Source organism: Niastella populi (assembly GCF_002078015.1).
In the GTDB taxonomy this organism is placed as follows: domain Bacteria; phylum Bacteroidota; class Bacteroidia; order Chitinophagales; family Chitinophagaceae; genus Niastella; species Niastella populi.
The window spans coordinates 1-14569 of sequence record NZ_LWBP01000203.1 but is presented as its reverse complement, the minus strand read 5'-3'; the positions used below and the strand labels follow the sequence as shown (position 1 = coordinate 14569).

Annotated in this window: 8 protein-coding genes and 1 pseudogene; 5 read left to right on the top strand and 4 right to left on the bottom strand. The window is 45.1% G+C overall.

Going from position 1 to position 14569, the window contains the following annotated elements:
• Nucleotides 1-69: 69 nt before the first annotated feature.
• Nucleotides 70-1788: an ABC transporter ATP-binding protein gene (locus tag A4R26_RS23895; protein WP_081169106.1), complete on the bottom strand. Its 1719-nt coding sequence runs from the start codon at nt 1786-1788 to the stop codon at nt 70-72.
• Between the two features lie 87 nt (nt 1789-1875).
• A complete protein-coding gene (locus A4R26_RS23890; RefSeq protein ID WP_081169057.1) occupies nt 1876-7299 on the bottom strand; it encodes an alpha-2-macroglobulin family protein in 5424 nt (1807 codons plus the stop codon).
• 256 nt (nt 7300-7555) lie between these two features.
• On the opposite strand from A4R26_RS23890, the gene pbpC reads away from it, so the two are divergent.
• Complete coding sequence (gene pbpC, locus A4R26_RS23885; protein WP_081169056.1) at nt 7556-9946, top strand: penicillin-binding protein 1C; 2391 nt, start codon at nt 7556-7558, stop codon at nt 9944-9946.
• A gap of 72 nt (nt 9947-10018) precedes the next feature.
• Here the strand turns inward: pbpC and A4R26_RS23880 are convergent, their stop codons facing one another.
• Together A4R26_RS23880 and A4R26_RS23875 are read right to left on the bottom strand one after the other, a co-directional pair.
• Nucleotides 10019-10741 (bottom strand): head GIN domain-containing protein, encoded by a 723-nt coding sequence (locus A4R26_RS23880; RefSeq protein ID WP_081169055.1) that lies wholly within the window; start codon nt 10739-10741, stop codon nt 10019-10021.
• A gap of 28 nt (nt 10742-10769) precedes the next feature.
• Nucleotides 10770-11492 carry a head GIN domain-containing protein gene (locus A4R26_RS23875; RefSeq protein ID WP_081169054.1) on the bottom strand — a complete coding sequence of 241 codons (723 nt, stop codon included), beginning with the start codon at nt 11490-11492 and terminating at the stop codon, nt 10770-10772.
• Between the two features lie 817 nt (nt 11493-12309).
• Between A4R26_RS23875 and A4R26_RS23865 the strand changes: the two genes are divergently transcribed.
• From A4R26_RS23865 to A4R26_RS23855, 4 genes and pseudogenes are all read left to right on the top strand, one after another.
• Nucleotides 12310-13146 carry a hypothetical protein gene (locus A4R26_RS23865; RefSeq protein ID WP_081169052.1) on the top strand — a complete coding sequence of 279 codons (837 nt, stop codon included), beginning with the start codon at nt 12310-12312 and terminating at the stop codon, nt 13144-13146.
• An 88-nt stretch (nt 13147-13234) separates the two neighbouring features.
• Nucleotides 13235-13590, top strand: a pseudogene (locus tag A4R26_RS36305) (pyocin-S2/colicin E7-DNase domain-containing protein); the annotation flags it as partial.
• Between the two features lie 47 nt (nt 13591-13637).
• Nucleotides 13638-13796, top strand: coding sequence for a pyocin-S2/colicin E7-DNase domain-containing protein (locus A4R26_RS36300; RefSeq protein WP_369332940.1), 159 nt, complete (start codon nt 13638-13640; stop codon nt 13794-13796).
• Nucleotides 13780-13989 carry a bacteriocin immunity protein gene (locus tag A4R26_RS23855; RefSeq protein ID WP_081169105.1) on the top strand — a complete coding sequence of 70 codons (210 nt, stop codon included), beginning with the start codon at nt 13780-13782 and terminating at the stop codon, nt 13987-13989. Before A4R26_RS36300 ends, A4R26_RS23855 begins: the two co-directional genes overlap by 17 nt.
• Nucleotides 13990-14569: the final 580 nt, after the last annotated feature.

Genomic DNA, 14569 nt, shown 5'->3' with positions numbered 1-14569 from the left:
GATCAATGGCGGCAGTGTATATAGTCAGCAGGCAATTGATCAGAGGTTCCGAATAAAACGACAACAAACTTATCTTCCCTTTGGAATTGACGCGATCAACTGCCTTGTATATTCTTTTTGCGGCTTGAAATACACCTGCTCCGCATCTCCTATTTCTTCGATCTTTCCTTTATTCATCACCATAATGCGGTCGCTTATATATCGTACTACCGACAGGTCGTGTGAAATAAAGACGATGGTAAAACCCATTTCCGCTTTCAGATCGTTCAGCAGGTTCAGCACCTGCGCCTGTACGCTTACATCCAGGGCCGATACCGATTCATCACAAACAATAAAGGAAGGATTTAACGCCAATGCACGCGCAATAACGATCCGTTGCCGCTGACCGCCCGAAAACTCATGCGGGTAGCGATTGAAGTGCTCCGCCTTCAGGTTCACTTTTTCAAGCAACTCCACAACCTTGTCCTTCCGCTGCATACTGCCATTTATGATACTATGCACCTTTAGCGGTTCTGCAATGGCCGAACCGATCGTTAACCGGGGATTCAGTGAAGAATACGGATCCTGGAAAATGATCTGAATGTCTTTACGCATTTCCTTCATGGTACCGGCATCGATCTTCGACAGATCGGTACCGTCATAATACACCGAGCCGGAAGTTGGCTGAATAAGCCCCAGCAGTGTTCTGCCCAGCGTTGTTTTACCGCAGCCCGACTCACCCACCAGCCCCAGCGTTTCGCCTTTGTATATTTCAAAACGGATATTATCGATCGCCTTTACATATTCAAGCGGTTTGCCCAACAGGTTTTTCTTAGAAGGGAACCAAACGTTCAGCCGCGATACCTGAATAAAGGGCGGCTTAACAACATCAGGTTGTTTCTCAACAACCGGTTGAACAGCAGCCTGGGAATAACGGTGCAAGTCAAACGTTCGGTTATTTTCGAGGAAGTCGCTGACAATGGGCAGTCTTTCACCCCTGGGATGCAAAACCGGGCGGCAGGCCAGCAATCCTTTTGTATAGGGATGTTGCGGGTTGGTGAAAAGATCCGCTACCCGGCCCGATTCAACAATTTCACCGCGGTACATCACCACTGCCCTGTCGGCCACTTCAGCTACCACCCCAAGGTCATGTGTAATAAAAATAACGCCCATCTGCCGCTTTTGCTGTAACTCTTTTATCAACTGCAGAATAGTCTTTTGCACTGTAACATCGAGCGCTGTAGTTGGCTCATCACAGATCAGTAAGGAAGGCTCGCAGCTCATCGCCATCGCGATCATCACCCGTTGCTTTTGTCCGCCGCTCAATTGATGTGGATACCGGCGGTATAACATTTCGGGATTGGGCAACTGCACCTGTTTGAACAGTTCGATCGTTTTTTGCTTTGCTTCTTTTTTGGCAATCTTCAAATGCAGCCGCAACGCCTCCTGCACCTGGTGCCCGCAGGTAAATACGGGGTTCAGGGAGGTCATTGGCTCCTGAAAGATCATCGCTATGTGGTTACCGCGAATGGCGCGCATTTGTTCAGCTGTTTGCGTTAACAGGTTTACCGGTTCTTCGCCATTTACAGAAAAAAGAATTTCGCCGGTGGTATAACGCGCCGGTGGTTTTGGCAACAGTTGCAGCACCGACAATGAGGTAACCGATTTACCAGAACCTGATTCGCCTACTATGGCCACAATTTCGCCACGGTTCACAGTGAGTGAAATATTGTTCACCGCCGTTGTGGTGCCGATCTCAGTGACAAAGTCTACCTGCAGGTTATTTATTTGAAGTAAAGGCGCTGGCATTTTTGTGGTATGGGTATCAACAAATATCGTGAAAAAAGAAGTGCCATCCGCAGCTGCAGACAGCACTTCCAAATTTAAACTTACATACTACTTCTTACTCACCCTGATCACTCCGGCTCCATTATAAGAATGATATTCTCCATTATACATGGCCTCGGCGCTTACGGGGCCCATGCGGTAGTTACCCGGCGAAACCGCCCGCACGGCATAATAATAAACCTGCCTGTTATACCTCAGATCATCAAACAAATTAATACGATCATCACGTACATCGAGCGCCACCGGCGTTGCTGCATCTTTTATCCAGTCCATACCCGGGATCTCTTTTGTGCGCGGGTTCTCGATCTCGAACCCTGCCGGTAAAATGTCTGTGATCACCACATTATCTACCGAACCACTATAGTTTTTGTCTACCGTAATCTGCACGATCACCAGGTCGTTCTGCATAAATGAATTTCCATCTATAGTACGGCCATAACGATCGAAGAAATGACGGCGCACTTTAATATAGTTATCTTCTTCCTTATAAGCTCCGCTGGCGCTGATGCCTTCGCTTTGCCAGTAATAATACAAAAGGCCTTCGCCTTTCGAAGCGATCTCGATATTGGTTCCATTCAGTTGTTTGGCGGTGAGTTTTAGCGAACTGGTCGATACGCTTCCAACCGTTCTGCCACCCACTTTTACGTCGGCAGAAACCGTTGCCTTATTGGCGGCGCGCGCCATTTTACCCATGGCCAGGAAACTGAACGAACATTCCTGTGTGCTGTACCACTGGCGTTGTTTTAATTTATTGCTCACATGTGTGGCCATTACAGGTACCTGCGCATTGGAAGGATCGGCATCGAGCAACGCGTTCAGCGAAATGGCTTCATCGCGGATATCTGAATAGAAACTGCCGCCGGTTTGCGCTACCGATACTTCACCGCTGAATGAACCGGGCAACAACTCGCGGAACTTCGCTTTGTCGCCGGCTACAGCATAAGCCACGCTCAACAGGTATTTACAATCGAGGCTCAGCAGTGCCGCATTCGATTTGTAATAGTTCATGGCGCTTATATTAGGTTTGCCCGCCAATGCCAGCACATACAAACTGTACGCAACTTCTTTCGGCGCTATCTTTTTGTTCTGGCTTTGATTATAATAATAAAGAACCGTTTCCTTATTCTTCAACCGGTTGTTCAGGTAGTTGAGAATTCCGTTCAGCACACTCTTGTCAACTTCGAATCCGGCCTTCTGCGCTTCCAGTAAGAAATGCCCTGCATACACGGTTGCCCACCAATGCTCTGAGCCTTCTCCATCCCACAGGGTAACGGCGCCATTGTACAACTGCCGCATTTTTATTTTACGAATGGCTTCCAGCACATTCCAGTTGGCGCTGGCCTTGCCCGATTTATTGGTTTGCATTTGATCAACCAGGTCGCCATAATACAATTGCGGGAAGGCAGTTGAAATGGTTTGCTCGGTACAACCATGCGGGTAAGAAACCAGGTAACGCAACTGTTTACCCAATTCCAGCGCGGGGTTTCGGCTTACCACCAGTTGATAATCGGTGCTGTTGGGAAGGAAATCATTCAACGGAATATTTACACGTTGTACATTGCCGCCGGTAAACGAACCGCTGCCCGTTACCACCTGCAACGGCGAAGCCGGACGAATGCTGATCTCCGTTTCATCGGTAAATTGCTCGCCCAGTCCCTTTACTTCCACTTTTATTTTGCCCGTATTAACAGCAGGCGCCGCTACCACCTGGAAGATGGCCTGCCCTTCGCTGTTACTATTGATAGAGAGCGATTGTTCTTTATCACCCAGCACACTCAACGGACCGCTCACATGTAGCGAAGCCGTGGCCGATGCCGTGTTCTTTGTTGTATTGGTTATAGTGATGGGCACATTCACCGTATCGCCCGGACTTAAAAACCTTGGCAATGCCGTGCTCAGCACCAGCGGGTCGGCAACGGTCATGGTGGTTTCGCTGCTACCGAAACATTCATCTTTGAACGCAACGGCCATCAACCGCACTTCACCACTGAACTGCGGAATATCAAACTCAAACGCTGCATCGCCGCTCAAACCTGTTTTGGTAGTACCGCTCCAGTAAGAAACGACCTTGAAACGTTTGGCCGGCATGGGGTTGGTACGTTTGCTCATTTCCAGATCACCATCACCACCCGTACTGCTCAGCGTAGCCTTCAGTTCGGGAAATAACAGCGGATACAGATCATAACCATTTACTTCAAGCGCTTTGGCAGCATAAAAGTGATCGTAAGGATCAGGCGTATCGAAATCAGTTATCTGCAACACCCCGTTATCAACCGCCGCCAGCGTTACATAACTGTTAGCCGCGGCCTTTACGGTTACTTTCTGGTGCGTACGTGAACGAACCGATTTCTGCGCTACTATTTCTACATTGATCTTCCGGTTCTTCTCTTCTACTTTCAGGCTCTTGTAACCATGCGCTACAGTTAACGGAACCTCACTTACATCATGTGGTTTTATCAACGTGGCCGTAACATACACGTTTGGTAAATGTTCGGCTGTAACTTTAAGATCAACCGAGGCAGTGCGGTTCTCTACATTTACATACTGGTACGACACCACTTTATCGGTTTCCATAGTTACCAGCATGCGGCCGCTGAACGGCGTTTTGAACAACAGCCTGGCGCTCTCGCCTGCTTCATACGTGGTTTTATCTGCAGCGATATCTATATTACCTTCTGTATTCACTTCAAATGAAGCATTATCGCCACCCCAGAAACCATAACTGTAAAATCTTTTGCTCACATAACTGGTAGCACCGGGGATACTTACGCGTATCTCATATTCACCGGGTGAACGGGGAACAAATGGATAAAAAGCGCTTTCACCGCTGATGGTGATATGCTGGTCAGCCACTACCTTATCGTCCTTTTGCGATTCATACCTGAAATAACTACCCGATTTGGTAAGCACGGTACGGTATTCATGTTTTATCACTTTTACCTCGGCCCTGGCGCCATTGAGCACATGCTCGTCTTTATCGAGCGCAATCAACGGGAATTTCACTGCCTGGTTCAGCGGATAATACCAGTATCCATCGCTGCCGATACCAAAGAACACTTTTTGGGTATAGATATTGGCAGAAGCGCTACGGCTTACCGGGCGGCCGGTTTCATCGAACACCGTAGCATAAAATGTCGTTTTCAATAACCCTTTATTCGCAAACAAAGCCGGCACCTCGAAGGTCTGTTTTGCATTACCATTCTCATCGGTACTGCCTTCCTTCACCACTTTGTCGAACGACATGCCCTGGTTCACGATGCCAAAATCAAAGCCGCTGTATCTTTTCGCACCGAAATAAGCAGCGCTTGTTTGTATTTCAGTTTCGTAACTTCTATTGGCAGCAGGCGGCCCAAAGAAGTTGACCGCGTTTACCGAGAAGTTGGCGGTTTGTCCGGGTTCGAGCGCTGTTTTATCGAGTTGCGCTGTCACCTTAATACGATCGGGCACAAATTCCTCGATGCTGAAATTCTTGCTTGCCAGCAATACATCGTTCGAGGTATACACTTCCAGCGTATAACTACCGGTAATAGCCGCTTCTGAAATATCTACATCGCCGTCTGTAGCGCCCTGAGCATTCAATGTTTTGCGGAAGTTCTTCAACTCTTTACCGTTGGGCAGCAGGAACTTCATCTTCACCGGCAGTTCGCCCGGCGATTTCCATTGCCTGTCGCGCAGGATAACGGCGAAATTCACTTTCTCCCCGGGACGGTAAATATCGCGTTCGGCATAAATGAACGCGTCGAAGCCCGTACTGTTGGCCCGTTTCCCGCCTACTTCAAACCTCGATGTATTTACTTTGGTACTGCTGAAAGGCAGGTAGTTGAAGTCATCGGCGGTTTTCGCAATGATCATCGACGGCTTGAAGCCGGCAAAATCTTTACGCGAGAAAACCACTTCTGCCACCCCATCGGCATTGGTAGCGCCGGTACCCAGCACCTGGTTATTGTTACCATACACCACCACGTTCATCCCGTTCACCGGTTGTGCGGTGTGGATGGAATTGGCAAATACAAACAGTTTATCTTTTCCTTCGCGGGCAATTAAACCGATATCTGATTTTGAAATAAACCGGCTGTCGCTGATCCAGTAATCGGTAGCCGAGCGGATCTTTATATGATAAATTCCTTTAAAATCGGGCAGTCGGTCTTCCACATTGAAAGTAAATAACCGGCTGCTGCCGTATTTGGGTAATGAACGCGTATCTATTTCCTGTTCGTAGATCACATCGCCGAACGAAACATCGCTGTTATTATAATAATAGCCGCCATAATATTCTTCTCCATCCTCTTCGCCCGATGACCCTCTTTCATCTTTGGGACTGTATCCATAACGTTGAGCGGCCAGCAGGTTGCTTTCGTAAATTTTTGAAATGATCACTTTTACCCGGGGTATGTTGGTAACGCGTACTTCAATATTCTGATTGCCGAGCGCGCTCAGGTAAACGGCTTTGCTGTTACCGAAACGTAAGGAAGGCTCCAATTCGCCAAACGCAACATTATTATCATATTGCTCGCGCAGTTCACCGCCGATCCGGCCTTTCAGTCCTTTGGCAATGGTAAACACATAACTTTTGTCGGCATCGAATTTATCACTGCTTATACTGAAACCATCATCAGTTTGTTCAACCGTAAATTTTACAGCAGGGTTAAACTTTATCAGCGAGGCCACATTGTTCATGATCACCTGCTGGCTGGTACGCACATATACGGTACCGTTCAACCCGTCATGTTCGGCATGAACATCGTTGATGGTAAGATTAAATGGCGAAGGAATGAACACTTTATTCTCGATGGCTTCTTTGGTACCGTTAACCCCGCCATCGGGCACCAGCCCTTTCTCGAAACTCACTTTGGCATCCAGGTCCTTATCTTCCACTTTCAACCCTGAAATACGTAAAGAAACCCTGCTATCGGCGCCTTCAGTTATTATTTTATAGGTAAGCGGTTTACCATTCAGCTCCAGCTTCATTTTATCTTTTATTACTGCCGGACTGATAGCATAGTTAAAGTACAGGTCAACCTGTGGATAGTGGGTAGTGGAATGCTGGTCGGCCAGCATCCAGGTTACATTGGCATTATCCAGTTGCAGGTAGGGTGTGAAAAAACTGATAGCTTCGCTTTTATCGAGCTTGCCGTATTTGCTGTGGTCGAGCAGGTCGCCGCGAAGCGAGGCCTGGTAACTGGTAGCGGGCGACAATGGCTGCGCCGGCGAGAACACCAGTTCATCGGGATGTTCCCAGCGGAAACGCCCGGGGATCTTTGGTTCAAATGAAATATATTCAGTGGAATCCCATTGATTTAACAGCGAATCGGGTACAAGGGATTTATCGAAACGGAAAACCAGGTTACCGAGGGATTGCACTTCACCTTTGGCATTGGTATAACTCAGAGAAACAGCACTACGATTACAGGCGGCTATTATGAACACAACAGACACCCCTATTGTAATCAGCGCGAACAGGGACTTACGCATATAGGGTTAAAGTATTTGGCGTGATTATTCCCACCTTTACCGATCAACAATTCAGGCGGGGTATTGGGCGTTAAAATACAAAGAAGGAATTAAATATTATACTGTTCCTTTTGTTGATAGAAAGAAAACCGGAAATTAGCAGGGAAACTAAGGAGGAAGGCTTGACAAAGCCATAGAATTGAAATTGTAGCGGAAAGTTACAATCAATTTATTCACCCGGTCTGTTAATTTGTTATTAAAGTAAAGCAAGCAGAATATGCGCACAAAAGCGCAATGGCGCGAAAAAATACATACCTGGTACGATCGCGTAGCAACCTGGAGCCGCAGTAAACCCGCCACCAGAAAAACGCTTAAATACGGCAAACGCCTGCTGATAACCGTAGCAGCGACGTGTATAATATTTTTCACACTTAACTGGGTATTTCCGGTTCCGGATAAAATTGAATACTCCACAATTATCACCGACAGCAAAGGCGAAGTAGTGCATGCTTATCTTACCGCCGATCAGAAATGGCGAATGAAGACCGAACTGGAAGAAATTTCTCCCCTGTTACGTAAAACCATTATCGAAAAAGAAGACAGGTACTTTTACTCGCATCCCGGTGTGAACGCCCTGGCCATCGTGCGCGCTTTTGGCAAAAACATTTTTCGCCTTAAACGCACATCCGGCGCCTCCACCATAACCATGCAGGTAGCCCGGGCGCTGGAACCAAAGAACCGCACCTACGTAAATAAACTGGTTGAAATGTTCCGCGCATTGCAACTGGAATTAAAATACAGTAAGAATGAGATCCTGCAACTGTACCTGAACCTGGTACCCTACGGCGGCAATATCGAAGGCGTAAAATCGGCTTCCATTCTTTATTTCAAAAAGAATCCCGATCACCTTTCCCTTGCCGAGATCACCGCACTGTCAATTATTCCCAACCGCCCCTCCTCGCTGGTAATGGGAAAACACAACGACCGCATCGTTCGGGAACGCAACCGCTGGCTGCAACAGTTTGCGAAAGACAAAGTGTTCACCCAAAAAGAAATTGCCGATGCGTTGAGCGAACCGCTGACCGCTACCCGCGGCGAAGTGCCGAAGCTAATTCCGCACCTAGCCTGGAAACTGAAACAACAGGGCGGCAACACCATAAAAACCAATATTGAATTAAATACCCAGTTAAAAACTGAAAAGCTGGTAGCCGATTATGCCCGCATTCTCACGTTGAAAAATATTCGCAATGCGGCGGTGATCATAATCGATAATCAAACGCATAATGTGATCACCTACGTTGGCTCGGCCAGTTTCACCGACACCATCGATGCCGGACAGGTGAACGGCGCCAAAGCCATTCGCCAGCCCGGCAGTACGTTGAAACCACTATTGTACGGGTTGTGCATCGACGAAGGCTTTATGACGCCAAAGGCCATCATCACCGACGTAGCCGTGAACTATAACGGCTATGCGCCGGAGAATTACGATAAACAGTTCAATGGGTATGTGACCATGGAATATGCGCTGGAACATTCGCTCAATATTCCTGCGGTAAAGGGGTTACAGTGGCTGGGCAAAGATCCATTTGTAGACAAACTGGCTGCCTGTAATTTTCAACAGATAAAAAAAGACCAGCGTAAACTCGGTTTGTCGCTGATCCTCGGCGGCTGCGGCGCTACCCTTGAAGAACTGACCGGACTGTATTCGATCTTCGCCAATAACGGCCGCTTTGTTTCGCCCCGGTACACGCAGGATACCTTTCAGCAACGCGGCCAGGGTGAAAAGATATTGACGCCTGCTGCCAACTTCATGATCAATGAGATCTTATCAAAAGTTAACCGGCCCGATTTTCCTTTGAACTGGCAAAGCACAGAGCACATGCCCAAGATCGCCTGGAAAACCGGCACATCTTATGGCCGCCGCGATGCCTGGAGCATTGGCTATAATAGAAAATATACGGTAGGTATCTGGACGGGCAATTTCTCGGCCCTTGGCATTCCCGAGTTAAGCGGCGCCAATATAGCCACTCCGTTATTATTCAAAATTTTCAATACCATCGATTACGACAGCGATGAAGAATGGTTTACCCAGCCAAAAGACTGCGACATCAGGATGGTATGTTCCGAAACGGGTATGCCCCCCGGCGAACATTGTAAGAATACCGTAACCGATTATTTTATTCCATTGATCTCAACCAGTCAGTTATGCGATAACATGCAGGAGGTGGCACTGTCGGCCGATGATAAAATGTCGTATTGCAAAACCTGTCAGCCGGGCAATGGATATAAAAAGAAATGGTTCCGCACCGTATCGCCCGAAATGCAGCGCTATTATGAAGAAAGGCATATTGTATATGAAAAGATGCCGCCGCATAACCCGGCCTGTGAGCGCGTATTCAAAGAAGGCGGGCCGGCCATTACTTCACCCCGCAACGGTTCGGAATATTTCATCAGCAAAAAACACCCTGAGCCTTTGCAGCTTTCCTGTAATGTTGGCAATGATGTACATAAGGTGTACTGGTATGTAAACAACCAGTTCTATAAAGCCGGGGAAGCGCGCAACCGCCAGTTCTTTATTCCAGAGGAAGGACCGGTTAAAATTTCATGTACCGATGACAAGGGTAGAAACCGGGACATTTGGATAAGAGTGAAATATGTGGATCTATAAGTTATTCAGTTATGTAGTTTTTAGCTAGTAAGCTTTAAAACTGAATAACTGAATAACTGTATAACTGAATAACTAATCAACTTTCTTCAGATCGCCGCTGCCGGAAATACTTTTAGATACGATCTCTGCGCCGCCTTTATAACGGATATCGCCACTGCCCGTGATGCTGGCAGCCATTTTCACACTGGAATACACATCGGCATTTCCGCTGCCGGTTAACTCCACATTCGATTCTTCAGCCAGTAAATTCATGGCCCTGATATCGCCGCTGCCGGTAATATCGGCAGTGAACTTTTGGGTTTCACCTGAAAGTTTTACATTACCGCTGCCGGTTACACTGGCTTTCACTTCAGGCGCATCCAGGTCGAGGTTTAGATCGCCGCTGCCGGTTACGTCGATATTTATTCGTGAATCGCTCGATAATTTTGTCTGGCTGGTAATATTGCCCGAACCGGTATTCTCTATCCGGTTGAAAGAAGGCGAGGTAACGAATATTTTTATCTTTCTTTTCGGCCGCAGCCAAACGTTGTCTTCCGTTTCAATATTCACAACCCCATTCACAACATGCAGGTCTATATATTGAATAAGATTCTCTTCAGCTTCTATTTTTACGTTCGACGGACTGCCTTCGGAAAGGATCACATCAAAAGAAGAATGCAGTTCTACCCCATTGATATCGCCAATGGGCCTGCTTTGAGACGTTAATTTACCATTCCCTCTAACCCTGCGGCCATGCCATATACAGGAGGCGCCGAGAATGGTTATGGCTAATATAACAGCAGTGATCTTCTTCATAACTGGTTTCGGTTATATGGTTATGTAATTATTGTACCTGTTTGATATTCCCATTACCGGTAATATGGGTAGAAGGCTGCGCGTTCCCTTTATAACGAACATTGCCATTACCGCCAATAGTTACATCGAGTTTTACACTGGCATACACTTCCGCATCGCCGTTGCCAAGGATGTTCACTGTTGTTTCTTCGGCCATCAGACCGAATGCTTTCACATTTCCATTGCCCTGTACCTTACATTCAAAATCTTTCGACTGGCCATTTAGTTTAATACTGCCATTGCCGGTGAGCACCGTCAACACTTCCGGGGCGTCAACATCCAGTTCTATGCGGCCATTGCCTCTTACCTGCAGATCGAGTTTGGTAGAATCGGCAACGGGTGTTTCGCCGATGATAGCTCCCGAACCTATGGAATATATTTTTCCGAACCGGGGAGCGGTAATAAATACTTTAACCGGTTTTTCAGTACTCAGCCATACGCCCTTTTTCGATTGAATGCGCAGGGAATTATCGTCATCAATATAAGTCTCGATATAAGGCAAAATATTACTTTCCCCTTCAATTTTTACGGAGGTGGTGTTGCCTACAGACACATATACATCAAAAGACCCATGCGACGAAACGCCGGCAAAGCTGCCGGTATTCCGGTTTTCGGTAGATATTTGCCCGTTTCCTTTGATGCGTTTACCGGCAAAACCGCAGCTGGCTGCCAGCATAGAGGAGATTACAATAAAAAGCGCCCATTTTCTCATATTGACTGTTTAAGGTTTGTTATCTATTACAAATTAACCGGTTTTTGTTTCATTTGACGCAGCAGCCGCGAAAATGTTACAGTAAAGGGTTGACAAATAAAGGATTAATTTAATAGAACAAGGCAACGAGGCAACGAGGAAACGAGGCATTGAGGAACGAGGAATTGAGGGGCTCGCTGTTTTTAAATCGGGTTACGACGATTCTAAGTTTTCGTTTTCTTCTCTTGATGGACAGATTACGGCCAATTCACTGACTATCTCTAAAAAGGACTGGATTCTTAAGAATGTAGATTTTGATGCTAATACTATAAAATATACAAAGGAATTACAGGCAAATGTATTTTTTGTAGATAAGTCGTCAAAGAACTTTACCGGTAACAGTTTTTTAAAGGACCTTTTCGAGGGTAAATTAGCCCAAACAGAAAACAATACTGTATACAGGAATCTGAAAGTTGTTTTGTTGATCTCTGATGAAACCACTTCTGACGAAGATAGTATAGCATTTACAAAGTTTACTTCCAAAACCCATGTGGTTGTAAGTATATACTACAAACAGAATAGGCCTCATGTTACCGTTAAATATCCCACAACGGAAATTAGTGATGCGTGTCTTGGATTTGTCAATGCAATAGATCCACGAACATTCTGGCAGGGATTCTCTGATAAGTTGCAAGGTATTGGCCAGGAATTTTACGTAACGCTATATGATGGATTAGATTTTCTGGCAAAGGGTATTGGTAAGGCGAAAATTCCCAGTTGGGTTTGGAATTGTTGAGATCCAGAGTATGAGCCTCAATATGAGGCTATATTCAAGTATGTGCTATTACCTTTAAACATACTCACTCCCCTCATTGATCAACTATTCCAAAATGGATATGGGATTTCAGGTTGTACTCAATTTACGGCGAGCAGGGGCACATTTGCGTTTAACATAGGTATTTACAATGGATTAGTAGATGTGATAGAAGGTATTCCTACCGCACTTAAATTAGTGTTTTCAGCCGGTATAAAGCCTGAGCAACAAAAAGATCCTAAAACTGGTGAGGCCATCAGGAATGACTGGGGATTATTGAGTGACAGTATTAACGCGCATGGCGGGGGCATGATGGGTTTTATAAGGGTAGTTGGCAAAAGCCTTAAAGAAATGCATGATCCATCAAAGCCATGTCTATTTTATCATTCGGTGGGTAATGACATTCTTACCATTATTGCTGCTATTATTACAGGCGGGGAATCTCTTGCAGCAAGCGGTGCCGGTTCTTTGCTACGAACAATGTTTGTCACTCTTGATAGATTGGATCTGGTATCAAAGGCGATTGGTGGTTTGGTTAAGGGTACTAAGTATATCGTAAGTCCTGTGTTAACACCTGTATCAAATGCCGTTAAACAAAGTCTTCGAATTGTATGGAAGGACGTTAGTAATTATTCTGGGGCTGTTTTTGAGATCGTAGTCGAAGGAACAGTATCAAAGACTAATACAATTATTCGAATTTGGGATGCAGCAGCAGGTGTTTTTAAAGATTTTGATTGGACTCTTGCAAAGGAAGCGATAGCAAAAGTTAGAGCTATTAATGGAGGGACAGTAGAAGTTGGAATAGGCTTGCCTAATTTAATTGTAAATCCGAAATCATTGCCTGAGATCTTTTTCGTTTAGGAATAATTTAATACTTGAAATAAAAGGAGTTGTAAAAAATCAAGACGGGTCAGTTTTAACGAATGCTGAAGGTCAAGGTTTCGCAATTTTGAGAAGAGAAGGAGGAGATGCTGGTGAAGAAATAATTGGAGTTATAGACGATGTAAATTCAGTTGCGAACGGAGTTGTAGATTTATCTAATGAGCTTACCGTTTTTGCTCACGGCGGTGAAGATGCAGTAACATTAGCAAGTAGAAGAAATAGACCCGGGACTGCTGCTGGCAATGGCAAAGAAATAACAGGAAGATGGCTAAAAGGATCGCATGGAAATGCGGGATTAGTCCCAAAATCAGTAGCGGATAGGTTGAGAGGGAGAAATTTTAATAATTTTGATGATTTTAGAGAGGCTTTTGGAAAGCAGTGGCTGAAGATCCTAATTTGGCAAATCAATTTTCAGAAAGTAATATAACAAAAATGAGAAACGGTTTAGCCCCAACTCCTGTTAAGGCACAATGCTGGGAAAGGCAAAAACTTATGTTTTACACCATAGGACACCAATATATTTGGGAGGTGGTGTTTATGATGTGGATAATCTTTATATTGTTACACCAAGATTTCATAAAGAAATATTAACTCCACAATATCATTATGGGTATGGATACGCCGAATAACAAACAAGAATTAATTGTGCTTGTTCAAAAGATTATGTCTGCAAAGGGTACGCAAGAAGAAATTGATGAATGGATTGAAGAGTTAGAATCTAAGGTATTACACCCAAGAGTTGCTGATTTGATATACCATGAAAATTTAACTGCAGAAGAAGTAGTTGAAAAAGCCCTGGCTTACAAACCTTTTAATTTGTAATAGCCAATTTTTTTACACAATGATTTAAACGAAATTTAACTGTTGTGGTATCTTTTGCAATACCTTAACCGTGAAGAAAAAAAACCTAATACTCCTGCTTTTTGTAACCCTCGCCGCCTGCCACCGCACCATCACAGAGGTTACGGTAACGGCCGACTTTACCTATGAGGTACTGGATAATGATTAATAAAAAACAAGTATAAAAGTTTGTTTTCCAAAAAATGACTATGAAGCATTTAACACACTTTCAGGAAAGTCTTTTTTGCTTCAAAGGGATATTTATACAAAAGATGATTTTATTGAAGCTGTTGATAATATAAACAGTACATTTTATTATTTCGTTCAAATTCATTAGCTATGTTCTTTTTGAATTCACAAATTCCAAATGTTAAAGATTATATACTATCAAAGTATGGATTGGTGCTTATAACTGGGATGCATCCAACTTTCAATTTGAATATACGCGGAGAGCTCATTGATACGTATACTATAGACAACCCGAATCCCATATATATCGAATTTGAGGATTCTATTGTTTATTCCGGAATTTGTAGGCTCCCCCCAAATTCGGCCAGTTAAA

Excerpts from the sequence above, each read along its gene's own strand:
- A4R26_RS23895 (WP_081169106.1), bottom strand. The coding sequence starts at position 1,788 with ATGCCAGCGCCTTTACTTCAAATAAATAACCTGCAGGTAGACTTTGTC.
- A4R26_RS23890 (WP_081169057.1), bottom strand. The coding sequence starts at position 7,299 with ATGCGTAAGTCCCTGTTCGCGCTGATTACAATAGGGGTGTCTGTTGTG.
- pbpC (WP_081169056.1), top strand. The coding sequence starts at position 7,556 with ATGCGCACAAAAGCGCAATGGCGCGAAAAAATACATACCTGGTACGAT.
- A4R26_RS23880 (WP_081169055.1), bottom strand. The coding sequence starts at position 10,741 with ATGAAGAAGATCACTGCTGTTATATTAGCCATAACCATTCTCGGCGCC.
- A4R26_RS23875 (WP_081169054.1), bottom strand. The coding sequence starts at position 11,492 with ATGAGAAAATGGGCGCTTTTTATTGTAATCTCCTCTATGCTGGCAGCC.
- A4R26_RS36300 (WP_369332940.1), top strand. The coding sequence starts at position 13,638 with ATGCTGGGAAAGGCAAAAACTTATGTTTTACACCATAGGACACCAATA.
- A4R26_RS23855 (WP_081169105.1), top strand. The coding sequence starts at position 13,780 with ATGGATACGCCGAATAACAAACAAGAATTAATTGTGCTTGTTCAAAAG.